The sequence below is a fragment of the Psychrobacillus mangrovi genome (assembly GCF_037104765.1).
Lineage (GTDB): Bacteria > Bacillota > Bacilli > Bacillales_A > Planococcaceae > Psychrobacillus > Psychrobacillus mangrovi.
Map to the genome: position 1 here is coordinate 168,553 of NZ_JBAWSY010000001.1, position 24,395 is coordinate 192,947.

18 protein-coding genes and 1 pseudogene are annotated in these 24,395 nt (G+C 34.0%); 5 read left to right on the plus strand and 14 right to left on the minus strand.

The window, feature by feature from the left end; all coding sequences use genetic code 11:
- Positions 1-43 precede the first annotated feature (43 nt).
- Both WAX74_RS00895 and WAX74_RS00900 read left to right on the plus strand, forming a co-directional pair.
- Positions 44-721, plus strand: coding sequence for a 5-bromo-4-chloroindolyl phosphate hydrolysis family protein (locus WAX74_RS00895; RefSeq protein WP_336495773.1), 678 nt, complete (start codon positions 44-46; stop codon positions 719-721).
- Positions 693-1,877, plus strand: coding sequence for a toxic anion resistance protein (locus tag WAX74_RS00900; RefSeq protein ID WP_336495774.1), 1,185 nt, complete (start codon positions 693-695; stop codon positions 1,875-1,877). Before WAX74_RS00895 ends, WAX74_RS00900 begins: the two co-directional genes overlap by 29 nt.
- Before the next feature lie 305 nt (positions 1,878-2,182).
- On the opposite strand, the gene WAX74_RS00905 is transcribed toward WAX74_RS00900, so the two are convergent.
- The 8 genes from WAX74_RS00905 to WAX74_RS00940 all read right to left on the minus strand — a co-directional run bounded on the left by WAX74_RS00905 (position 2,183) and on the right by WAX74_RS00940 (position 14,486).
- Positions 2,183-4,066 (minus strand): vWA domain-containing protein, encoded by a 1,884-nt coding sequence (locus WAX74_RS00905; RefSeq protein WP_336495775.1) that lies wholly within the window; start codon positions 4,064-4,066, stop codon positions 2,183-2,185.
- Between the two features lie 9 nt (positions 4,067-4,075).
- A complete protein-coding gene (locus tag WAX74_RS00910) occupies positions 4,076-4,939 on the minus strand; it encodes a MoxR family ATPase (RefSeq protein WP_336495776.1) in 864 nt (287 codons plus the stop codon).
- Positions 4,940-5,033: 94 nt separating this feature from the next.
- Positions 5,034-5,231 (minus strand): DUF6501 family protein, encoded by a 198-nt coding sequence (locus tag WAX74_RS00915; protein ID WP_336495777.1) that lies wholly within the window; start codon positions 5,229-5,231, stop codon positions 5,034-5,036.
- A gap of 1,174 nt (positions 5,232-6,405) precedes the next feature.
- Positions 6,406-7,659, minus strand: a complete 1,254-nt coding sequence (gene odhB, locus WAX74_RS00920) for a 2-oxoglutarate dehydrogenase complex dihydrolipoyllysine-residue succinyltransferase (RefSeq protein ID WP_336495778.1) — start codon at positions 7,657-7,659, stop codon at positions 6,406-6,408.
- A gap of 29 nt (positions 7,660-7,688) precedes the next feature.
- Positions 7,689-10,493 (minus strand): 2-oxoglutarate dehydrogenase E1 component, encoded by a 2,805-nt coding sequence (locus WAX74_RS00925; protein ID WP_336495779.1) that lies wholly within the window; start codon positions 10,491-10,493, stop codon positions 7,689-7,691.
- 272 nt (positions 10,494-10,765) lie between these two features.
- On the minus strand, positions 10,766-12,136 hold the full coding sequence (locus WAX74_RS00930; protein ID WP_336495780.1) for a sensor histidine kinase: 1,371 nt from the start codon (positions 12,134-12,136) through the stop codon (positions 10,766-10,768).
- Entirely contained in the window at positions 12,133-12,804 is a 672-nt protein-coding gene (locus tag WAX74_RS00935; protein ID WP_336495781.1) for a response regulator transcription factor, read from the minus strand. The genes WAX74_RS00930 and WAX74_RS00935 overlap by 4 nt, the downstream gene beginning before the upstream one ends.
- Before the next feature lie 32 nt (positions 12,805-12,836).
- The gene (locus WAX74_RS00940) at positions 12,837-14,486 is read right to left on the minus strand and encodes a diguanylate cyclase domain-containing protein (protein ID WP_336495782.1); all 1,650 of its coding nucleotides are present in this window, start codon (positions 14,484-14,486) and stop codon (positions 12,837-12,839) included.
- A 356-nt stretch (positions 14,487-14,842) separates the two neighbouring features.
- On the opposite strand from WAX74_RS00940, the gene WAX74_RS00945 reads away from it, so the two are divergent.
- Positions 14,843-15,388, plus strand: coding sequence for a GNAT family N-acetyltransferase (locus tag WAX74_RS00945; RefSeq protein WP_336495783.1), 546 nt, complete (start codon positions 14,843-14,845; stop codon positions 15,386-15,388).
- Between the two features lie 182 nt (positions 15,389-15,570).
- Here the strand turns inward: WAX74_RS00945 and WAX74_RS00950 are convergent, their stop codons facing one another.
- Positions 15,571-16,647 carry an undecaprenyldiphospho-muramoylpentapeptide beta-N-acetylglucosaminyltransferase gene (locus WAX74_RS00950; protein WP_336495784.1) on the minus strand — a complete coding sequence of 359 codons (1,077 nt, stop codon included), beginning with the start codon at positions 16,645-16,647 and terminating at the stop codon, positions 15,571-15,573.
- A gap of 45 nt (positions 16,648-16,692) precedes the next feature.
- Here WAX74_RS00950 and WAX74_RS00955 point away from each other — a divergent pair, with 45 nt between their 5' ends.
- The gene (locus tag WAX74_RS00955) at positions 16,693-18,048 is read left to right on the plus strand and encodes an MATE family efflux transporter (RefSeq protein ID WP_336495785.1); all 1,356 of its coding nucleotides are present in this window, start codon (positions 16,693-16,695) and stop codon (positions 18,046-18,048) included.
- Between the two features lie 596 nt (positions 18,049-18,644).
- Positions 18,645-19,013: pseudogene (locus tag WAX74_RS00965) on the plus strand (zinc-binding dehydrogenase); the annotation flags it as partial.
- 221 nt (positions 19,014-19,234) lie between these two features.
- Here the strand turns inward: WAX74_RS00965 and WAX74_RS00970 are convergent.
- From WAX74_RS00970 to WAX74_RS00990, 5 genes are all read right to left on the minus strand, one after another.
- Positions 19,235-19,882: a CAP domain-containing protein gene (locus WAX74_RS00970; RefSeq protein ID WP_336495786.1), complete on the minus strand. Its 648-nt coding sequence runs from the start codon at positions 19,880-19,882 to the stop codon at positions 19,235-19,237.
- A 717-nt stretch (positions 19,883-20,599) separates the two neighbouring features.
- Positions 20,600-21,496: a CAP domain-containing protein gene (locus tag WAX74_RS00975; protein WP_336495787.1), complete on the minus strand. Its 897-nt coding sequence runs from the start codon at positions 21,494-21,496 to the stop codon at positions 20,600-20,602.
- A 158-nt stretch (positions 21,497-21,654) separates the two neighbouring features.
- Positions 21,655-21,915, minus strand: a complete 261-nt coding sequence (locus WAX74_RS00980) for a hypothetical protein (RefSeq protein ID WP_336495788.1) — start codon at positions 21,913-21,915, stop codon at positions 21,655-21,657.
- Positions 21,915-22,814: a CobW family GTP-binding protein gene (locus WAX74_RS00985; RefSeq protein WP_336495789.1), complete on the minus strand. Its 900-nt coding sequence runs from the start codon at positions 22,812-22,814 to the stop codon at positions 21,915-21,917. Before WAX74_RS00985 ends, WAX74_RS00980 begins: the two co-directional genes overlap by 1 nt.
- 54 nt (positions 22,815-22,868) lie before the next feature.
- On the minus strand, positions 22,869-24,353 hold the full coding sequence (locus WAX74_RS00990; protein WP_336495790.1) for a lmo1851 family serine protease: 1,485 nt from the start codon (positions 24,351-24,353) through the stop codon (positions 22,869-22,871).
- Positions 24,354-24,395: the final 42 nt, after the last annotated feature.

Genomic DNA, 24,395 nt, shown 5'->3' on the forward strand with positions numbered 1-24,395 from the left:
CCCATTCGTATAATGTATTGTATATATAAGGAGGTAACAAATTATGACTGAAGTTGCTCAAACTTTCATTCGACATTTTTTAAATATACCTATAATGATCACATCTTGGTTCATTTTCTTTTTTGCATTTGATACCGGATTTTTCATTAGTTCAGCTCTTGCTGTAGGAATTTATTTAATTTCAAATTTTACTATAAAGAAATTACAACAAAGAAGAATTATGAAAAAATATCAGTTGACGGTTTCAGAATATTTTCATATTCAAAAGCAGATAAAAGAAGCAAATGATAAGATCCGTAAACTAAATAGTCTTTACCTAAAGGTTAGATCTATTAGTTCATTTAAACAGTTATTTGAAATGACCCGACTAGCAAAACGAATCATTTCATTGGTTAAAACAAACCCAAGAAAATTTTATCATGCTGAAAACTTTTTCTATGCACATTTGGACTCAGCGGTAGAACTTACTACCAAGTATACATTATTAGTAAGCCAGCCTATCAAAAACGATGACATGAAAATCGCCTTACAAGATACACGAGATACTTTACAAGCTATCAATTCCAAAATGGAGGAAGATTTAAACGATGTTCTCGCTACTGATATTGAACATCTTAAAATGGAATTAGATTTCGCTAAATTATCTGTTGGCAAAAAAGAACAACCTTTATATTTAAAAGGAGAATCAGAAAATGAGCGAAAAACTATCGAATACAAATAATGATTTCTTAATGGATGAATTACTAGATAGTCCATTTGAAATGGCAAAACCTTCAGAGCAGTCAGTATCAACTAGTGCAGGAGAACAAGCTCCAACAAAATTAATCGATCGTTTATCGGAAGTTGAGCAGCAAAAAGCCAAACAACTAGCAGATCAAATTCCTGCCGGAAATTATGAAGCAATATTAACATATGGCGCTAATGCACAAACTGAACTTTCACGTTTTTCACATCAAATGCTTGATCATGTTCAAAAGAAAGATATTGGACCTGTTGGTGATATTTTAGGCGATCTAATGAATAAGTTGTCTGAAATAAATCCGGAAGAGTTAACTACACAAAAAAAATCAGGACTAAAAAAACTTTTTCATCGAGTTAATCGCTCTGTTCAGGAAATGATGACAAAATATCAAAAGTTAAGCACACAAATTGATCGTATTGGAATCCAGTTGGAACATTCCAAACGAGGGCTAGTAGATGATGTTCATATGCTGGACAAACTTTATGAGCAAAATAAAACCTACTTCCAAGCATTAAATGTATACATTGCTGCAGCGGAATTAAAAAAAGAAGAGATTATTAATCAAACAATTCCGGAACTTCGTAGAAAAGCTGAGGCTTCCAACGATCAAATGGCTTATCAAGAAGTAAACGATATGGCCCAGTTTTTAGATCGATTAGAAAAAAGAGTATATGACTTACAATTATCAAGACAAATTACCATTCAGAGTGCTCCACAGATTCGTATGATTCAACAAACGAATCAAACGTTAGCAGAAAAAATTCAATCGTCTATTATGACGTCTATTCCACTATGGAAAAACCAAATTGCAATTGCGTTAACACTTAATCGTCAACAAAAAGCTGTTGAAGCCCAAAAACAAGTGACGAAAACTACAAATGACCTACTATTAAAGAATTCCGAGATGCTGAAGGTCAATAGCATTGAAACAGCAAAAGAAAATGAACGTGGTATTGTTGAAATTGACACCTTGAAGAAAACACAAGAAAACCTTTTACAAACAATTGAAGAAACAATTCGAATACAAGCTGACGGTCGAGTAAAACGAAAAGCTGCAGAAATAGAAATTGGCCGTATGGAAGAAGAATTAAAACAACGTCTATTATTAATAGCAGAACAATCTCAAAAGAATTAACGTTACTACTAGCTTAACAATTCAAAGTAAAATAACTCCTTTTAAGAGAGTGAACTAAAAAATTCTTCAAGGTAACTCTTAGCGAGTATGGGAACGAAATGTCGTTCCCATACTCGCTTTTTGTCTATCTAAAAAAACATCGTGTTTTCCTTTATATTAAAATAAATGCATAAAAAAGTAAAAAATAGACAAAGAAATAAGGCACTTTCTGTTCAAAAACAGAATGTGCCTTATTTTTGTATAAAAAACAATTACATAATTTAAAACATAAGTTTTTCAGCTCCCTCTTTAAAAAAGCGTTCTTTTCATGAACTCTTTACCACATGGTGCAGTATTCTCTTTAGCAACCTTAAAGTTTCGTCTGAGAATTTTTCTAATGAGGAAGCGGTTGCAGTTTTTTTACCAAAGATTAAGCGAAACAGCTCTAATTGTTCTTCGGTTGCTTCTGCATCGTTTAAAAACAGATGTAATACTGTAATATTCTTTCTTTCAAGCTCTACTACTGCTTCGGCTGTATCCATTATTCCATTTTGTGCATATCCAAATGCGGATGGTTCTCCATCTGAAAACATAAGCATAAATTTATGATGCTCCGGTCTACGCTCTAGTCTTTGACCCATCCACCTTAAAGCAAATCCATCACGATTATCCTCATGTGCGTTCATAGAAAGAATATCTAATCCACTATCTTGTTGTCCATCTTCCAATTTATGAATCCATTCGAATGCATTTGGCTGTTTTGACTCAGACGCTTCATACGCATCTTCATAATGTAGTACAATTTCATGTGCAATTTGTAGTTTCGTTAATACATCATGAAATAGTAGAACTGCCTTTTTCGTATCTTCAAGCTTGTCTTGCATAGAAGCGGAACCATCAACTAGCAAGCCGAATACTGCATTTAATTGTGTGCTTGGTGCAGTTTTTTTATAAAATGGTTTTGGACGTTCTTCTGTCCAAAAAACAGACAGTTTTGATGATAGTCTACCTTTTGACAAATTCTCGCGCTTAGCTATTTGTTTTTGTTCCATCCGCTTTTTCATCTCATCAACAAATGCTTTTACATAAGGTGCTTGTTCTATTCGGTAATTTACCAATAATCTCTTATCTTCTATATTAGGATTTGTAATTATTCGATTTTCTTCATATACAACATGAACATTCTCTTTACCAAAAGCAGTCCCCGCTTTTTTTAGTGAATCTGAATTTTTTAAAGAAAGATTGTCACTATTAAGCTCAGCTGTGCTACCAGTAGATTGCCCCTTCCCTATTTCTGTAATATCGTGTCCCTCTTGCCCCTCTTCTGTGGCAATTTGTTGATCAGCTTTCCCACTTCTTCCATGTTCCAATTCAAATTGTAAATGAAGTCCTTTTTCATCTTCATTTTCTCGGTGCCAACTTCTAAATACCTCTTCAATTGTTTCTTTCGTTTCCTCTTCCCCTGTTTCAGAATTCTTCACACCTTTATGGTAATGAAAATCAGATTCTTGTAAATTGTAACTTGAAATAATCGAATAATATTCATGAATTGTATCTTCTTTTAAATCATCCATAAATAGATAAAAAAATTCATACACCATATTAACGGAAGATTGTGTATGACTATTATCATAAGCTTTCTGGATAATACTATTTGCTTTTTGAAATAATTCAGGTCCTGTTTTATGCATAGTACCTTCATAAAGACAAACATATAAGTAACTAATAAATGCATCAGCTAAAAAGCCTTTTTGACTATTTACTACTAATTGTTGTTTATGAAATGACAAGTACATTTGAATTCTTTTCTCAAATACTTTAATCGTTCCAACTCGTTTTTTCTGTATTTTTTCGATTAAGCGAAATTCCTCTAAACAAAAAACTAATTGATCCATCCATTTAGAAAATGTTGTTGGCTGATGTTCTTTGTAATCTCTCCATATATTGAGGTTGAAATCTTTCCAGAATCCCTCTGCAAGTATATAGATATCTGAAATCCTTCCAGCATTCATTAGATTTTCTTCACGATGTCTCCAAAAAACACTTATTGACATAGACTGCTCTTCTGGTTGAAATTCCATTAACTTACGTTCATTCACCATTAACATTGAATTTGAAGTTAAAGACTTAGCGACATTTTCATAATGCATTAACTGCCTTGCATCAATAGTTTCATTGTTAAATTGTATAAATCGATCTAAAGAAGGCATCTCCATCCCTCACTTAATCCAAGAAGAGGCTAATTCTAATACAAGTTTTTTCTCTTGATCGTCCTCTAATTTTTCGGCAATTGCATAGGTTATAGCCCTCATTGGATCAATATATTCAGCTAGTTCCATAGCATATTGCATACTTCTAATCGAAGCAGCCTCTTCAGATAATAACCCTTGTTTCACTTGATTCATCAGATCTTCTGCTAAATTTAACATTAAAGTATGTAATTCTTTAGGTGAACTTGGAAAAAGATTCAACCATAGTTTTTCAAGAAGTTCTCCTGAGATATAGGGTATAGAATATGATACAAATCGATTCTTTAATGCCTCATTCATCGGTGTAGTACCTATATATCCTTCATTGATTGCAGCAATCACAGAAAAATCAGGATGAGCTTTTATAACTTCTCCAGTAAAAGGATTGGTTAACATTCTTCTATAATCCAACACACTATGTAGAATAGGTAAGGTTTCGGATTTTGCCATGTTTATCTCATCTATATACAATATATGCCCTTTTTTCATTGCTTCAATAACTGGCCCTTCCACAAATTCAATCGAGTTAAGTCCTTCATTTAAAACAATAGTTTTAAATCCAAGTAATGCTTCCGCATCTAAATCGACTGAACAGTTAATGCTTTGCACCGGCTGTTGAAAAAATGCAGATATTGTTTCAGCTAATTTGGTCTTTCCAGCACCTGTAGGACCTTTTAGTAATACCGGCTTTTTTAAGGTCACAGCAAGTAACACATCTTCAAGCAAATGTTCATTAGGTGACATATAACCACCAGCACCAATTAATTGCTTGTCTTCATCGCTGTGAGTTCTTGACAATCTATTTTGTTTTTCTTGTACTATGACATCAATCATTAATAACTCTCCTTATAGAAAAAAGCCGATGATTTTCATCGACTTTTTATTGTCCAAACTCCAATGCTTAGGCACATAGGCGTTTGTTCTTCTCTTATTGAAAATATTCCTTATAGTACCCGCCAATTTTACCTGTATTGTCGATGACAAAAAGAAATTCTTCCGTTTCATTTTTTACTTCATACGTGTTCCCTACTGTGAGAACGTTACTAACTAAGAATTTTTTTGCATCTGTATGAACACATTTTACCGTTTTAAGTGTTGGCTTAGTCGCCCAATTGGTATGTATCATCTAACCACTTCCTTTATATTATAGTATACGATGGTACACATAAGATTTCAAACGAAAGTAATACATACGCAAGTTACCTAGTCTGAAGTTGTTCGACATCAATTCTCTAAGTATAGCCAACTCTACTTAGCGTGTAGAACATATATGTGCGATTGCCAGAAGCTACTCTGAGGCACTGTAAAACTCTTCATGGTATCTCTAGCGATTATGTGAATGACATATCGTTCACATACTCGCTTTTTGTCTAGTCCCCGTTGATTTCCGTTCCAGGCGGACGCTTTCCGCCGGCATGGCTTCAGCCGCTTCCCTCGCTATGCTCAGTCCAGGGTCTTCAGCTCATGCTATTCCGGCCGGAGTCGCCGCCTTCCACTACAATCAACTGTAGTATGTTTAAAAAATTAAGCCTTTCTAATACTTAAAAAAATCGTTTTCTTTTATATATTGAATTAAAGTAAATACAGGTCAGTGTTCCTCATGACTTCAACATAAGAAATCATCCATTTAAGTCCATACATGGCTATTTAAAATAGATAAAGAAAAAAGGCACTCACTGTTCAAAATTACAGAAAACACCTTATTTTTGTTCAAAAAACAACTATGTCATTTTAAAACGCAAGTTTTTCAGTGCCCTAAGCTACCGCAGGATGAGTCGCTCCTTCGTCGCTCCCACATCCTTAACGGGGTCTCATTCTTCGCTCTCCTGCGGCGTGTAAGGCGCACATCATGTAAATTACCGTAGACACTGTCAGAAGTAGCCTGTTAATGATAAGTGAAGAGTTATCTCTATGTGAATTAGCTAGTTTTAATTGGTAATATTTCTCTGAAAATGTCACTAAATGTAGGAACGAGACCAATTCAATGACAACCGAGACTAATCGCAGCATAACCGAGACCAATTCACTGTAACAGAGACCATTACTCGAAATTCATGAATAGGATACAACGGCATTTGGCAGGAGCATGAATGCGCCAGCGCATTTGCCATTTGTTGATGATTATCTGCTCCAGTCTATACATAAAAAGTACTTTAAAAGTAGAATAACAGACGAGTTCTCATTCTATACGTTCCTGCGGAGTGTATGGCACACACATTTCTTCCCTTCCATACACAACCGAAATACTTGCACAAAAAAAAGCAGACACTCAATAATGAGTGTCTGCACTTTATTACTAATTAAGAATTTAACATCAAGTCTTCTGGGTTTTCTAGAAGTTCTTTAACAGTTTTTAAGAATCCAACTGAATCTTTTCCATCAATTACGCGGTGGTCATAAGACAATGCCACATACATCATTGGACGAATTTGAATTTCATCGCCAACAGCGATTGGGCGTTTTTGAATTGTATGCATTCCTAAGATACCCACTTGAGTACCATTAAGAATTGGCGTTGATAGTAAGGAACCGAATACTCCACCATTTGTGATTGTAAATGATCCACCAGCCATATCAGAAAGAGCTAACTTGTTATCACGTGCTTTTTTAGCAAGTTCTCCGATATTTCCTTCAATCTCAGCAAAATTCTTACGATCTGCATCACGAACGATTGGAACTACTAATCCACCTTCAGTAGATACTGCAATACCAATATCATAGAAGTTGTTTTTAACAATATAGTCACCATCGAGTTGAGAATTTACATATGGATATTTTTTCAATGCTGCAACTACTGCTTTTGTAAAGAATGACATAAATCCAAGACGAACATCGTTTTCCTCAAAGAATTTATCTTTTTTACGAGAACGTAAAGCCATCACGTTAGTCATATCTATTTCATTGAATGTAGTTAACATAGCTGTGCTTTGTCTAACTTCTAATAAACGAGAAGCGATTGTTTGGCGACGACGAGACATTTTCTCGCGAGTAAAACGACTATCATCTTCTTGTGTTGCTGCTTTTGCAGGTGCTGGAGCTGCAGCAGGTTTAGCAGGTGCAGAGCCATGAGCAGAAACATCTTGCACACGTACACGCCCCATTGGATCAACTGGAGATATTTCACTTAAGTTAATACCTTTTTCACGAGCTAGTTTACGAGCTGCTGGACTAGCAATAGTACGGTCTTGTTCATTAGAACTTTCAAGAACAGGTGCTTTAGGTGCTTCTGTTGGTTTAGAAGCAGGAGCTTCTGGTGCTTTTGTTTCAGTAGCTGGTGTTTCATTAGCTGGTGTTGCTGCAGCTTGAGCTGATGAACCTGATCCAGCTCCTACGATTGCAATTACTTGCCCAACTTGAACTGTATCACCTTCTGCCGCCTTTAGTTCACTCACAACTCCAGCTTCTTCTGAAATAACTTCTACGTTTACTTTATCTGTTTCAAGCTCTACAATGAATTCACCTTTTTCAATTGTATCACCAGGCTGTTTTAACCACTGAGCAATCGTACCTTCTGTAATTGATTCTGCTAATTCTGGAACAATAATTTCTGCCACTTGAATTTCCTCCTCTTTTCTTACCCTGCTTAGTTGCTTTTTAAAGCTTCTTCAATTATACGTGATTGTTCTATTTTGTAAGTATCAATATCACCTTCTGCTGGGCTTGAACGATGAACGCGCCCAACATATGAAATATCTTTTCCTTTAGCTAGATCTAGTAAATATGGCAGTGCAAAATTCCATGAACCCATATTTTCTGTTTCTTCTTGTGCCCATACTAGTTGTTTAACGTTAGGATAACGTTCAATAATTGCTTGAATTTTTTCAGCTGGGAATGGATAAATTTGTTCAATACGAACAATGTGCAGATAATCATATCCTTTTCCATCTTTTACTTTATCAGCTAAATCAATTGCCAATTTACCACTAGCGAATACGATTTTCTCAACTTTTTTCGTATTTTTACCAAGACCAGGTTGTTCAATAACTGTTTCAAATTTACCAGTTGTTAACTCTGCTACGTCTGCACCTACTAAAGGATGACGTAAAAGTGATTTCGGAGAAACAATAATCAATGGACGAATTGCTTCTTCTTTTAACATTTTAGCTTGTCTACGTAAAATATGGAAATAATTTGCCGCACTTGAAAGATTGGCTACTGTCCAGTTATTTTCTGCTGCAAGCTGCAAGTAACGTTCTAGACGAGCACTAGAATGTTCAGAACCTTGACCTTCAGAACCATGAGGTAGTAACATTACTAAACCTGATTTTAATCCCCATTTAGAGCGAGCTGAACTAATGAAGTTATCAAACATAACTTGCGCCATATTTGCAAAATCACCGTATTGCGCTTCCCAAATAGATAACGAGTTATTATCTTCAAGATTATATCCAAATTCATAACCGAGTATTGCAGCCTCCGTTAAGGGACTATTATGAACAACAAAAGATGCTTTTGAATCACTAATACTGTGAATTGGTGTTAGTTCAGCACCTGTTTTTTCATCATGAAGAACTAAATGTCTATGAGAGAAAGTCCCACGTTGTGCGTCTTGTCCAGTTAAACGAATAGAATTTCCTTCTTGTAAAATAGTAGCGAATGCTAAAGTTTCTGCATGTCCCCAGTCTACTTTACCTTTTCCTTTAAATGGTTCTTCACGACGTTTTAATATTTTCTCTAATTTTTTAAATGCAGTAAATTCTTTTGGCCAAGTTAGTAGCTCTTCATTAATTTTAGCCAATTGACTTTCTGGTACGCCAGTTTGCAGTTCAGGCATGCCGTTTAATACAGCTTCCGGTATAACAATTTCATGTGCTGTTGATTGAGGAAGTTCTTTGACACGGTCATATGCATTTTGCATACCACCAAAAACATCTTCGTCTAATGATTTTACATCAGTATCTTGTATTAATTTTTCATCTACTAATTGTTTACCATAAATTTCACGAACTGTTGGATGCTTGTGAATGATATGATACATAGTTGGATTGGTTACTAATGGTTCATCCATTTCGTTGTGGCCATAACGGCGGTATCCTAGCAAATCTATAACGATATCTTTACCAAATTGTTTACGGTAATCATAAGCAAATTTAGCAACAGCTAAAACTGCTTCCGGATCATCGGCATTCACGTGTATAACTGGAACTTCGTAACCTTTAGCTGGATCTGAAGAATAGTTAGTAGAACGAGAATCATATTGTTCCGTTGTAAATCCAATCATGTTATTTGCAATAATATGAATAGATCCACCCGTTTGGAATCCACGTACTCGACTATAATTTAATACTTCCGTTACAATACCTTGTCCAGGAAAAGCTGCATCCCCATGAATTAAGATAGCGTATGCTGCATTTTTATCTTGTACTGGATGTCCTGAAGAGTTTGTAGTCTCTTGAGCAGCACGAGTCTGTCCAGTAACAATTGGGCTTACTACTTCTAGATGGGAAGGATTATAAGCTAACTTAACAGTTAGTCCAGATTTTGAATGATAAGAAGCTCCTTTATGGTACTTAACATCACCATACCATCCTTCAGAAAGTTCTAATGAACCATCCTTTGGTAAGAATGAGTCGCTTGGCACATGTGCAAATTCAGCGAACATCATTTCATAAGGCTTGTTTAAAACGTGGGTTAACACATTTAAACGTCCACGGTGAGCCATTCCGATATTTACTTGTTTCGTATTTGTAATGTCTGATTGGCGTATTAATTCATCAATCAAAACAACTAATGTATCTAGACCTTCAATAGAGAAGCGTTTTGCTCCAACAAAAGTACGATGGATAAATTTTTCAAAACCTTCAATTTGCGTTAAACGTTTTAGTAATTGTTTTTTATCATCTGCTGATAGGTTCCCTTTTATGGCACCCTTTTCAATTCTATCTTGTAACCATTTACGTTCGTCAGAATTAACAATATGAGCAAATTCAAACGCAATATTATTCGTATATACTGATTTTAAGTGCTCAATAGCTTGTAAACCATTTTTAACGTTTTCTGGTGGATTAGCAATAAGTAATTCTACTGGTATTTCAATCAAATCTTGTTCCGATAGGTTGTACGTTTTTATATCAATTTTGGATTCGTTTTTAGGACCATCATTTAGTGGGTAAACATTAGCTGCTAAGTGTCCATGTGAACGAATTGCATCTGCAAGCTGAATAGCACGAATAATTTTATCAAAATTATTCGGAGAAACTGCAAGATTTGAAGCCTGAACATTTGATTCTGAGGATGAAGCAAAAGTAGGAGCTCCGTATTGTTTAAATAGATTCACTAATTCACTATCTACTTCTTCTGGAGATTGTAGATATAAATCGTACTGCTCCATTACATAACCAAGGTTAGGACCTGAAAAAGCTGACCAAGGTGATTGATTGTTCGACATTTAGAAAAACCTCCAACATTTTGTGCCTATTATGGCTGATGATAAAAATCATTATAAATATATAATTACACATAAAAAATTAATATAAACTTATAAATACATACACAATTTGTGCACATTTACAGTTTACCATTCTTTCGCAATGACATAAAGAACCTTTTGAAAGAACGATTTTTCCATTACCATCTTACTACTATCTGAAAAAATTACAATCCTTTTTCACAAATTAATTTGAATTTAAAATTAATTTTTTTCGTTCATTTTATTTTCGCTTATTTTATTGAAATATTAGGGAAAAATAGACGAAAAATTGTTCCTTTTCCAGTCGTACTTTCTACTTCAATCTTCCCTCCATATTCAAGCATTAACATTTTTACAATACTTAAGCCAAGCCCAGAACCACCCTTTGATTTTGTCCTAGCTTCATCTACAATGTAAAAACGGTCAAAGATTTTAGATATTTGTTGTTCAGGTATTCCTATTCCATTATCTTGAACTGTAAGAATTACATATATATCATCTTTGGATCCCTTGATAATTATGTTTGGATCATATTCATTGTACTTAATTGAATTGTCTATTAAATTCCTCAATATTTGTAGTAAAGCAGTTTGTTCAATTGCAACTATAAAAGTCGAATCGACTTCTACTAGTAGAGTTGCAGCTGGATGTACAAGTTTATATTCATTCTGTAGATGGGACACAACTTCCAATATATTTGTGGTAGATGTTTCTTTTGCATTTTGTCTTCTTGCAAGCTTCAGCATTTCTTCCATCAGCTTCTTCATTTTTTGAATTTCTATTAGAGAAATTGATAAGGATTCTTCTAATACTTCTTCTTCTTCCTTTCCCCAACGATTTAAAAGTGACAAATGACCTTCCAGCACTTGTATCGGAGTTCTAAGTTCATGCGACACATTATAAATAAATTCATCTTGTCGTTTAATCGTTTCAGAAACTTCATTCATTAGTTGTTTGTAGATAGATAAAAGTTCACCAATTTCATCCTTTGTTGAATAATTAAAACTTACTTCTTTTAAAAATTTATGCTGTTTCGCACGCTTCATTTCATTTCTTAATTCCTTAATAGGTTTTAATAAAATAGAAGATAAGGAATAACCAATAAGCGCAGATAAAAGAAGCGAAATAACAGCAAAAATCAGCATTGCGATTAATATATAGTTCATTAACTGAGAGAAATTCTCTAAGTTATGAGAAATTTCTACGTAACCTGAAAATGCTCCAAAGTCTAATGCCTGTATTTTATGAAAAACAATTTGATCATTTATCACTTCACGCTGAAAAGTATTAATATTGTTTGTGAATTCCGGGAATTCACTCGCATCATTAATACGTAATAGTTCTATACCGTCTTTGTTCATAATACGAATAGATTGTTTTTGGTTCACAATTTGATTTAACAAGGTTCGATTTCTACTAATGTCCTGAACAGTAATAAAGGGACCTTTTGACTCAATAAATAGAACAACCTCATTTAATGTATTTTGTGCTATATTCTTTTCTGATATAAGCAACCAATTATAAAGTGAAAAATATAAAATGACACACATCGTAAGGAAACTCAAGAAGATAGAAATAGCTGAACTAAAAGTCCACTTTTTTTGAAGGGTCCAATTTTTCATTTTCGCATCACATACCCTACCCCTCTGACTGTTTCAATTATATGAGAAACTTCAGGTAGTTTCTTTCTTAAATGCCTTATGTAAACATCAACTACGTTCGTTTCAACCTCTGTATCATACCCCCACACAGTTTCTAATATTGCATCTCTTGTCAATACCTTATTTTCATTCTCCATTAAATAAACTAACATATCATATTCGGTTTTAGTAAGTTCAATCTCTTTTTCTTGATAGAAAACCTGGTGTGCATTCTTATCAACAACCAACTTATCCATTACTAGCTTAGAGGTACTATCAATATAACTAACAATTCTTCTCAACACTGCTCGAATTCTTGCAAGTAGTTCTTCTATTGCAAAGGGTTTAACAACATAGTCGTCAGCACCAGCTTCCAACCCAGAAACACGATCGATAATTGCATCACGTGCTGTTATAAGAATTATTGGTGTATTTTTTTGTTTTCTAACCCTTCTGCAAATTTCAAGTCCGTTTAAACTCGGTAGCATTAAATCTACCAACAATAAATCATATTGGTTTGAAATCGCAAGCTCCATCCCTTCCCTACCATCATGACAAACGGTCACTTGAAATCCCTCATGCTTAAGTTCCAATTCAACAAATTTTGCTATATTTACTTCGTCTTCAATTAATAATAGATGAAATCCCATTTTTACCCTACCTTTAAAAATAGCCGCTCAAATTAACATTGAACGGCATTCGTATACAAAAAATTATTTTTACCTAGTTTTTTAGCAGCATATAATGCTTGATCTGCTTTATCTAATAATTCGTCCACACTTTTCCCATCATGCGGATAAATAGAAATACCAATGGATGATGTAGGGGTAAAAAGTTGCTCTCCTATCGACCATCCTATTTTCAATGTATTTTGAATAGAGTGTATCAATTGCATAATTTTATCGCTGCCGCCGTCTATATAATCTTCCACACCATCAACTATTATAACGAATTCATCTCCACCAAGCCTATAACAAGTAAACTGGTAATTAACACTTTGTTGAAGCTTTTCAGCGAAACGAATTAGAAATTGATCCCCAACATCATGACCAAATTTATCATTTACTGATTTAAAATCGTCACCATCAATATATATTAAAGCTATATTATTTTCGCCACTAGCAGTTTCTAATGCAATAGGTAAATCATTGTGAAAAGATCTACGATTGGGGAGACCAGTTAAGCTATCATGATAGGCCATAAACTTTAACTTATCCTCTAATTCTCTCTTTTCTGTAATTTCTCTTGAAACTACAACAAACCATTTCTCTTGCTCTTCATCCCTATTCCTTTTTACCTCAGTAATAGAAGTGTCCGCCCAGATTGTATTTCCATTCTTCTTTTTCATTAATAGTTCCGTTCGATAAATACTATTTTCGTCAATAGATGGTAAATGACGTATCCCTTCTACTCTATCTTCTGATATTAAACTAAGATAATAAGTTCCTAGTAGCTCCTCTTTATCATATTGAAGAATAGTCTCATGACTAGGAGAAGAATAAAGTAAATATCCTTCTTCATCAGTAATAGCTATAAGGTCATTTGAATATTCTGTTATTAGAGTAAATGTTCGTTCAATATTTCGAAGTTCATCAATGATTCTTTTCTTATCGGTAATATTAAATTGGATTGTTAAATACTTTTCGATTTCACCGTGCTCATTCATAATAGGGATTACATTTGCATCCACCCAATAAAAAGATCCTGACTTGGTACGATTGCGAATCTCTCCACGCCATATACTACCTTCTCTAACCGTGTCCCACATTTGTTTAAAAAATTTTTCATCATGAAAGTTCGAGTTTATCATTCGAAATGTTTTACCGACAATCTCGTCCTGTTTAAACTGACAAGTATCTTCAAAAACTTGATTGACCATTTCAATAATGCCATTTTGATTGGTCATTGCTACTAAGGCAGCTTCATTGATTCCTTTTTTATAGCTTTCCAAAATATAAGTAGAAGCCCGCATTTCCTTAGAACGTGCTACTTTTTTTGTAACAGCAAGAATATATTGAGCTTCTCCATCAAAAATAGGTATAGCTGTAGTTTCATTAACATGCGTTAAATTGGAAATTGAAAAATGATCTTGATAAAAAATAGACTTCTTTTCGATGAAAGCTCGTTTATAATTGTTGATTATAGTCATATAGTGATATTCATCTAGACAATCTTCTAATTTCTTCCCAATAGGATTAGTAGAAAAAACTTCTTCTGCTTTTTTGTTTATACATTCATATATAAAGGTATCGTCTAATTTCCGCATAAGAAAGACGTAGTCATCTGACAAATCATATAGTAGTCTAAATTGGTTTGAAGTTATAAAGGCCATTCGTAAAAAAATCTCCTATCAGCTATGTTTCTCATATCTTTTAATCATATGTATTTAGCGTAAAAGTTACAAGTATTTTGACTATTTTTCCGGAAACATTCTTCACAAAAAATTAACAAATTATTAGTTACATTTTTCTATGCAAAACGATAAAAAATTAGTATATTATAAAAGCAAATAATTTTATAAGACAAAGTTCGCTTTGTCGAGGGAAGGCAAATGGTGCGCCACCAGTTTTGAGCTGGTCCTAGTAGGTTCGATTCCTACCCCGAAATTTTTTATGCAAGTTAAAATGAAAAATTTCAGGGGACCTAGGATGACTATGCTCATTTTGGTTCTTTAAGGGGGCACTTATTTTGATTAGAAAACGTGATTTACATGAATGCACAGCACTTTACGAACTCATGTCTGACCCAAGCGTGCTTGCTTATGTGCGGCAAAAAGCAAGTTCAGCAGATGAGTACTGGTTCATGACAAAACAAATAATGGAAGACGAAGATAAAGGTCTAGCAATTTCTAGAACAATTTTCAGTGATTATGGTCAACCAATTGGAACTATAAACTTATTTGATATTGAAGATGGAGCTGGATTTCTTGGGACCTGGATCGGGAAACCATTTCAAGGATTGGGATACAATAAAAAAGCGAAAGAACAGTTTTTAAAAGAAATGTTTTTTGAAACTGATATTCATACCATCTATTTGCGTATTCGAAAAAACAATGTAAAAAGTATTCGAGCTACTGAGAAACTTCCATATGCTCTGAAGGCCAATACAACCCATTCCAAAATTTATGAGGCAATTAATAAACAATCAGACATTTATGATCTTTACTATATTCCGAAGGATTTGTTCCATTTGGTAATGCTACAACAAAATACAGAAGAAGAACAAGCGATGTAATAAAAGGAAGTCCGGACGGTTACTTCATAGAAAGAACTCCCGCCAAATAGCCATTGGCGGGAGTTCTTTCTTTTTGATTTTGTCAAAACATTCTTGATGAAATCTTAATGGATAGACCACTAATCTATAGGTGTATTAGTTTAAGCATAATTTTAATATTAACCTTAATAATTTAGAGAGTCTTATTTTTTATGGGATAATAATATTTCAACAAATTGAGCTGGGGTTTTGGAAGGGTTAGCAGCTTTTTGTTTATCTATGAATGTTTCCTTATTGTTAATCAGCTTAGTGATTGATTCTAAAAAAGTTTGTTGAGTCAAGTTTTCTTCTTCTAATACGAGTCCGAATCCACGATTCTCAAAATAGTTTGCATTAAGTATCTGATCTCCCCTACTCGCCTGAATCGATAACGGAATTAAAAGCATAGGTTTTTTTAATGCTAAAAACTCAAATATAGAATTTGAACCTGCTCTAGTGATAACATAATCAGATATTTTTAATAAATGAGGTAGCTCATTTGTAACGTATTCAAACGCCATATAATTTGGTTTCCCTTTAAGTGAGGCATTTAAATTTCCTTTACCACAAAGATGTATAATCTGATATTTTTTTGTTAATTCATCTAAGTTGTCATAAATAGCTTCATTTATTTTAGCTGCTCCTTGGCTACCACCCATTATAATGATTGTCTCTTTGTTAGCCTTAAAACCAGTTAACTGCTCTGCGATCAATTCGTTTCCATTAAACAGATCTGGTCGTATAATGGCCCCGATAGCCGATGCCTTCTCGGCCGGAAGGTATTTTAACGTTTCTTCAAAAGTAGTAAAAATATGTTTTGCGAAGGAACTAGCAATTTTGTTTGCAAGTCCAGGTGTTATATCCGATTCATGTATAACTACCGGTATATTAGCAAATTTTGCAGCAATTACGACTGGAACAGAGACAAATCCACCTTTAGAAAAAACGAGTGATGGTTTAACTTTTTTTATTATTCTTGTCGCTTGAATTGTCCCGTAAAGGACTTTGAAAGGATCGGAAAAATTTTTAATGGAAAAATATCTTCTAAGTTTACCATTTGAAATAGCTTGATATGGTACGGATGGAAAACTTTTAGTTATAATTGATTTCTCAATTCCATCTGAAGAACCTATATAATGTAGTTTATAGCCCTTTTCTATTAATTCAGGAATAATTGCTTCATTTAATGAAACATGCCCTGCAGTACCCCCACCTGTTAATACAATTGTGTTATTATTCATTCATAATCTCCTAACTATTTTATAACTTTAAAGGATGTATGCAAAATGCAAGAAACGAAAACATTATCTGATAAAATGATTCAAATGATTAAGATAGTTATTCCTATATTAATTACACAATTAGCACTATATTTAATGACATTTTTTGATGTATTGATGACAGGAAAATTTAGTATTGATCATTTAGCAGGTGTTTCGATAGGTTCATCTCTTTGGGTGCCTGTTTATACTGGTCTTACCGGAATATTATTAGGCATTACGCCCATTGTAGCACAATTAATGGGAGCAAAAAAGAAGGAAGAAGTCCGTACTTTTGTACAGCAAGGATTTTATGTAGCAACCTTGTTAGCAATCATCATTTTTGTTAGTGTCCTATTATTGATTGATCCTGTCCTTCAGCGTATATCCCTTGAGGATAGTGTACGCGAAGTAGCAAAGAAATATTTATATATGATGAGTATTGGTCTTATTCCTCTATTCCTTTATAGCGTCATTCGTTCTTTTATTGATGCATTAGGAAAAACACGTGTTTCCATGATTATTACTCTCATGTCAGCTCCTATTAACTTTGCATTGAATTATGTATTTATATACGGCAAGTTAGGCATGCCAGCTTTAGGTGGGGCGGGTGCTGGACTAGCATCAGCACTTACCTATTGGTTAATATTCGTTATATCGATAATTATCGTCTACCGTAATAAACCTTTTGCTGAATTAAAGATTTTCAATGAATGGAAAATTCCTTCCATAAACAAAATTGGGTCCATAACGAAGATTGGTTTTCCAATAGGTATTTCCATTTTTGCAGAAACTACAATATTTTCTGCGGTCACCTTATTGATGAGTGCGTATTCAACAGAAGTTATATCAGCTCATCAGATTGCTATGAACTTTACTTCTCTACTTTATATGATTCCATTAAGTATTGCGATGGGAGCTACAATACTTGTCGGACATGAGGTAGGTGCAAATCGATATAGAGATGCAAAGACTTACAGCTGGCTTAGTGTTGCCGCCGCCGTCCTGTTTAGTTTCATTTCCGTATCTATACTTCTTTTATTTAGAGAACAAATCGCTTCTATATATACAAATGATCAAGCAGTCATCACATTAACTATTCAATTTTTTATTTTTGCTGCTTTGTTTCAATTATCAGATGCCATTCAAGCCCCTGTCCAAGGAGCGCTAAGAGGCTATAAAGATGTGACAGTTACATTTATTATGGCAATTGTATCTTATTGGATTATAGGATTGCCTACAGGCTATATACTTGCAAACTATACTTCCTTTGAACGCTTTGGTTACTGGATTGGTCTAATAGTAGGTTTATCCGTAGGTGCAATCACACTCTGTTCAAGACTGATTTATTTACAAAAGAAGCTAACAAAAAACGACGCTTAGTTGCGTCGTTTTTTGCTATGTCGATGATTCCACACTCAGCGACTCCACGTTTGTTTGCGAGTTCTTTTACCGATTCTCCGACTTGTGGACTAACGCATCCTTCACGTATACTTCTATCCCGATTTAAAAACATGTCATTTCCTCCTAATTGTTCTTTACTAGTGTTTAATCCGAAAAATTTCTTAAAAAAACTCATTGAGGAACGGAATCTCTTTGAACCGTACCCATAACTTTTTTTCCTTCTAATCATTCATAAAATTTAACGTAACATCTCCACCCATACTTATGATGGATACTGTACCAGAAAAGCGCTTCATGGCTACCATCATTTCCTTTAGTTCTTGAATATGAATCTCTTTCTTCTTTGGTCATCCTATAGAACAAATTAGGAATTACACTAGGTTCTTTAGATTTTAATGTATGTATAAAACGAACTTCCTTATAGAAATTACCCCATATAATTGAAACATTAGTGGGTAACGTGGTTAACGTATAAAGGAAGCTTAACAAGTCGATATAAACATTCTAGTTGACAAGAAGATAAAAAAGGATTATTATTATCTCATATTCAAGATATCTTATTTCAATATTCATGGATTCGATACATTCAGGCAGACGGTGTAGATATTGCTTTTGAAGTTGCAGGGGTAGCTCCAACTTTCAAACAAGCGATTGGTGCAACTAAAGCAGGAGGAGTAATGAATGTTGTTTCCATCTTTGCTCGACCAATTGAATGGAGTCCAAGTCAATTAACAAATTCTGGTGTAAGCGTGAGAGCTTCTATCGTGTATTCACCATCAACGTTCAGAAAAACAATCGCTGCAATGAATTCAGGTCAATTAAAACCTCAACAAGTTGTAACAAGTCAAATTGAACTTGATGAAATTGTTGAAAAAGGTTTTGAAGCTCTAACAAATGATAAAACACAAGCTAAAATTCTAGTAGAACTTAGTAGTGAGAAATAATAGATATAATAAAAATAAACCCTGAATATTTACTTTAGTGTAAATACCCTGGTTTTCACTTTAATTTGAGATACCTTTAAGTGTATTTCATGACAATCTCAATTTGGTTTATAAAGTTCAGTAATGGCAAGTCTGAATACGAGTGCATCATTTTCTCAGATACCGTTATATTAAAAAAACCTACCAGTTTTTTTAATCCTGGTAGGTTTTGTATTAATTATTTATTTTCCAATTAATTGTTGAGTCCAGTAGTATCCACTATCTGATAAACCTACTCCAATATGTGTATAAGAAGGATTCATAATATTTTCTCTGTGGCCTGGTGAGTTCATCCATCCGTCAACTACTTCTTTAGCACTACGTTGACCCATGGCAATATTTTCTCCAGCCGCTTTGTATGCTACACCAAAGGATTTCATTTGATCAAATGGCGAACCGTATGTTGGACTAGTATGAGAAAAATAGTTTTTGTCTTTCATATCTTGTGATTTTGCTTGAGCTGATTGTGTTAACTTCGTATCAATTTGTAAAGCTTTTAAACCTTGTTTAGCACGTTCTTGGTTAGTTAAATCTACAACCTGTTGAACTGTTGAAGATACTTTTCCAGTATCATTTGCAGTTGGTACAGACTTTTGAGTACTAGCTTCCTGATTTGTTGTTACAGGAGTTTGTTTTGTACTTTCGATTGGTTGGTTATTTTTATTTATATATGAAAAAGGTTCATTACCTTTTTGTTTTAAAGAAATATTAGCTTCTGAAGTAGTCTCTGAATATGAATTTCCCGTGGACATAGATGCTTCAACAGATTGAGTTGTAAATAATAGACTCCCTGCAAGTAATCCAACAATTAACGAATAATTTTTATTCATTTTCTTTTCCCCCTTCTTTTGCTCCACTATTATAAACATATGAAAGAACAAATAATTTTTATAAAATATTCCATTGAAACCATTAAGAAAAATATCTAGATAGCAACAAGCATCCCACTTCAAAGTAATGGATATTATAACCACAGTTTAGAAATATTTCATCTCAAACACTGTTGACAGTTTTATATAAACAACTATTAAGGGACTGACCTGATAGATTGAGACAAATAAAAACATTGAGTTGAAGAACGGAAATATCATACCTAAAACCAAGTTAGAGGTGTTTTTCTATAGGCAATACAATATGTTATCCAGCATGTAGGGTTACAATTGAGGAGATTGCCTGTGATAAATTAATGAAAGAATTAAAGATTTGATATAAAAGAGTCGCTTAACTTATGCGTAAGTTAAAAAAGCATTATCATGAGCATGTCCTTTAATTGGATGTCAGTCCAGCTAGATACTGCCTCCATTAAATCTTTTCACGTCTCACTAAGGTCGGAAACATTCTATCTTGAAGAATAGAACACACTACGAGGTAGTCGTAGATCGTACTATATTATATAAATTTTTAACAATATCCGCATTCAAAAAAAAAAAAAAAAAATAAACAACCAATCTCCGGTATAATACCGTCAACTGATTGTTTAAAAAGGTGTTTTTGTTCCTTAACTCATTATTAGGAGTTAATCCCTAATTATGATAGGTTTCACTTCATTACTTACCTATAAATTGTTGAGTCCAATAGAATCCACTATCTGATAATCCAACTCCAATATGTGTATAAGAAGGATTCAAAATATTTTCTCTGTGGCCTTGTGAGTTCATCCATCCGTCAACTACTTCTTTAGCACTACGTTGACCCATGGCAATATTTTCACCAGCCGCTTTGTATGTTACACCAAATGATTTCATTTGATCAAATGGTGAACCGTATGTTGGACTAGTATGAGAAAAATAGTTTTTGTCCTTCATGTCTTGTGATTTTGCTTGAGCTGATTGTGTTAACTTCGTATCAATTTGTAAAGCTTTTAAACCTTGTTTAGCACGTTCTTGGTTAGTTAAATCCACAACCTGCTGTATTTCAGATGATACTTTCACTTCTTCTTTATTTTCAGTAGCTGGCTTTTGAACTACTGGTTCTTTTACAGTATTTGATGGTGTTTGTGCAACTGGTTTTTTCACTGGAGCTTCTTGTTTTTCTACTTGCTGTTTCTCTGTTTCAACTGGTTTTTCTACTGGCTTCCTCTCTGTTACAGCCGGTTTTTCTGCTACTGGCTTCTTCTCTGTTACGACCGGTTTTTCTGCTACCGGTTCTTTTTCTGTTACAACAGGCTTTTCAGCTACTTCTTCTTTTCCATCTATGACAAAATATTTAGCAACAATTTCATTTGCAACTGATTTAGCATTAGCTACATATTTAAAGTTATCGTATGCTCTCCAATTATATTGATTGATTATATTGTATGGAGACTTCACCTGATAATTTACAACTGTTTTTGCCTCGGAAGTGGTGTTTGAATCTCCAGTTGTTGTTGATGCTTCAGCTGTATTCGTTGATAAAAATAAGCTTCCTGCAAGTAATCCAACTATGATTGAATTTTTTTTATTCATTTTCATTTCCTCCTTCTTTTGTGCACCCTTATTGTAAACATAAAAAAGGAGGAAATTTTCACATAACATTTACCAATAAAACCATTAAACTAAAATAGATTGATAGAAATAGAATACTAGTTGATTATTTTGGATATATTGACCAACAAAATTAAAATTTACACGTCATTTCCTGTTGACACTTTTAAATACTCTTCTTTATAAATAGATAACAAAGCTTTTTTATCTTCATTATTAAGATTACTAGCTTGTATACGTTGGATAGCAAGCTGATACTTTTTTACCACAGATAACCTAGCTCTAGGATGTGTAAATTCATCTTTTAACTCACTACTAATTACTTGTCGAATCTCATCATCTGTTTGAATTTTATCTAAAGCAATTCTGCCTTTATATAATTGTTGAAAAGCTATTATCATTAAGAACCACTTCCTATCATATCGAGTTTATCAATTTGATCTCCGATAATTACAATCTGGGGCTCCATCATTAAATACTCTGGTAACCATTGAACCATTCCATAAGCATATTGAAATAAAAAAGGATATTTATGCCCTTTTAATGGTACGTATCCTTTCATCCGATAAACTGTATCAGGAAGGCTTCTAACCCAATTTTCAAACACTTCTTGATCTACCGCTTCCTGAAAAGTAAACAGACGAGAAGACAGAAATAGTTGTTTACCGAGAGCTGTTTCGTTAATCTCTTTTTCATGGTAAGTAGCTTCTAACTTTTTTATTAAGGTTAAAGGAAGTTTGCTGTTGGATGTTTGTATAATAGGCGCAGAACTATTTAGTGCTTGTATTTGCATAGTGACAGTTGCAACTTCAGAATCACTCAATAAATCTATTTTGTTTGCTACGATTAAATGTGCATGTTTTATTTGTTCTAAAAACAACATTCTAGTTTGAGGTGACATAAGATCACGATCTATCCATCTCTTACAATCCGCTACTGTTATAATCCCTTTCATATTTAGCTGTTTTGCAAAAAGAGGCGAAAATACTGCATCCATAGCTTCTACGGGATGTGCAGCACCTGTACTCTCAATTATTAAGACATCAAATTCCTCCCCTTCCAAAAGCATTTGAAGTTGAGCTTCCATCTTCTCAGAACCTGTACAGCAAATACATCCTTCTAACATCTCTTTTAAGGGTATATCATCATCTACAGCTCGGCTATCGAAATTTAGTTTTCCTAATTCGTTCATAATGACTGCGGGTTTAATACCCTCTCCTTTAAATTGCGCAATTAGATGCGATAATAAAGAAGTCTTCCCACTCCCTAAAAAACCACTTAACAAATAAACATCCTTCATTTATTATTTACTCCTTTCATTTAAAAAGCTGACCAATGAAGGTCAGCTTTGCTTTTATTTATTCAGAAGTTCCAAAACAACTTCTTTAGCTTTTTGTAATTGTGGATCATCTTCTAATATTTTTGCACGAAGTTTATCCATTAATATATAAGAAGTTTCTCCTGATAGTTCACCAGTTGATTCAAGCTTGTTTTCAGCTTGGAATTTTTTCACTGCTGTTGTCATTTGGTTATCGAAGTTTTCATTTATTTCACCAACTTCATAGCCTATAGCTTTTAACATTTCTTTAGCATTTTGGATACCTTCTGAAGATTGGCCTTCTTTTAATGTTACGGCAGGATCTAATGGTGCAAGCATTGCATACGAAGGATATTCCACGACATGATCAGGTGCTATCCCTTTCTCGTGTATCCAGTTACCATCAGGTGTTAACCATTTAGCAGTCGTAATTTTAATATTTGATCCATCTGGCAATTCGTTAACTGATTGAACTGTTCCTTTACCAAAAGAATTTAACCCTACTAATGGGATACCTGCAGATTCACTTAATGCTCCAGCTAAAATTTCTGATGCTGATGCACTACCTTCGTCAATAATCAAGGATACTGGTACCGTTACTTTCTCACCTGGAGTAGATGCAAAAACATCCGGGTTTCCTTTTTCTTGAATTTGGACGATTGACTTGCCCTCTTCTAAGAATAGTGTGGAGATATCAATAGCACTGTCTAGAAGTCCACCAGGGTTTTGACGTACATCAATAACCAATGCTTTCATTCCTTGACTTTCCATCTCGCTAATAGCTGTCAAAAGTTCATCATATGTGTCTCTAGAGAAGCTGGAAATAATAATATGTGCAACATTATCTCCAACCATTTCGGCATAAACCGTTTCAATTGGAATATCATCACGAACTATTTTAATTTCCATCGTTTCAGCTTCACCACGTTGGATAGAAAGTGAAACTTCGGTGCCTTTGTTTCCTCGAATTAAAAGCACAGCTTCAGATGCTGTATATCCTTTTATATCTTTTCCATCTACAGCAAGAATTTTATCATTAGGCAATATACCTGCTTTTTCTGCTGGAGAATTTTTAATCGGAGATACAACAGTAATTACACCATCTCTTTCTTGAATCTCTGCACCAATACCTTGAAAGCTAGAAGAGATACTCTCATTAAACTGAGAGGCTTCTTCTTTATTCATATAATCTGAGTATGGATCTTCTAATGCATCAATCATTCCATTGATGGCGCCGTTAACAACTGAATCCTTATCAATATCTTTATAGTACTCTTCTTTTAATTTATCATATGCCATGTAAAGCCTAGCGAACTCAGGTCTATCCGATTCGGGCAATCCTTCTCCAACAACCTTATCTTTCCCTACATTTAAAGAAATCATAGTTATTGCGGCAGTAGCTATAATTAAGGCAAAAACCATTACAATAAAACCAAATGGCTTCATCTTTATATATCGTGATGCAGGTTTCTCTTCAGTAGATTCTACTTCTTCATTTGATTGTTGTTTGTGTTCATCCAAATTTTTTCACCCTTTTCATCCAAAATCTTATAAAATAGACTG

Bases quoted from the DNA above. Each gene is read 5' to 3' on its own strand.
- WAX74_RS00895 (WP_336495773.1), top strand. From the start codon at position 44: ATGACTGAAGTTGCTCAAACTTTCATTCGACATTTTTTAAATATACCT.
- WAX74_RS00900 (WP_336495774.1), top strand. From the start codon at position 693: ATGAGCGAAAAACTATCGAATACAAATAATGATTTCTTAATGGATGAA.
- WAX74_RS00905 (WP_336495775.1), bottom strand. From the start codon at position 4,066: ATGCCTTCTTTAGATCGATTTATACAATTTAACAATGAAACTATTGAT.
- WAX74_RS00910 (WP_336495776.1), bottom strand. From the start codon at position 4,939: ATGATTGATGTCATAGTACAAGAAAAACAAAATAGATTGTCAAGAACT.
- WAX74_RS00915 (WP_336495777.1), bottom strand. From the start codon at position 5,231: ATGATACATACCAATTGGGCGACTAAGCCAACACTTAAAACGGTAAAA.
- WAX74_RS00925 (WP_336495779.1), bottom strand. From the start codon at position 10,493: ATGTCGAACAATCAATCACCTTGGTCAGCTTTTTCAGGTCCTAACCTT.
- WAX74_RS00930 (WP_336495780.1), bottom strand. From the start codon at position 12,136: ATGAAAAATTGGACCCTTCAAAAAAAGTGGACTTTTAGTTCAGCTATT.
- WAX74_RS00935 (WP_336495781.1), bottom strand. From the start codon at position 12,804: ATGGGATTTCATCTATTATTAATTGAAGACGAAGTAAATATAGCAAAA.
- WAX74_RS00940 (WP_336495782.1), bottom strand. From the start codon at position 14,486: ATGGCCTTTATAACTTCAAACCAATTTAGACTACTATATGATTTGTCA.
- WAX74_RS00950 (WP_336495784.1), bottom strand. From the start codon at position 16,647: ATGAATAATAACACAATTGTATTAACAGGTGGGGGTACTGCAGGGCAT.
- WAX74_RS00955 (WP_336495785.1), top strand. From the start codon at position 16,693: ATGCAAGAAACGAAAACATTATCTGATAAAATGATTCAAATGATTAAG.
- WAX74_RS00970 (WP_336495786.1), bottom strand. From the start codon at position 19,882: ATGAATAAAAATTATTCGTTAATTGTTGGATTACTTGCAGGGAGTCTA.
- WAX74_RS00975 (WP_336495787.1), bottom strand. From the start codon at position 21,496: ATGAATAAAAAAAATTCAATCATAGTTGGATTACTTGCAGGAAGCTTA.
- WAX74_RS00980 (WP_336495788.1), bottom strand. From the start codon at position 21,915: ATGATAATAGCTTTTCAACAATTATATAAAGGCAGAATTGCTTTAGAT.
- WAX74_RS00985 (WP_336495789.1), bottom strand. From the start codon at position 22,814: ATGAAGGATGTTTATTTGTTAAGTGGTTTTTTAGGGAGTGGGAAGACT.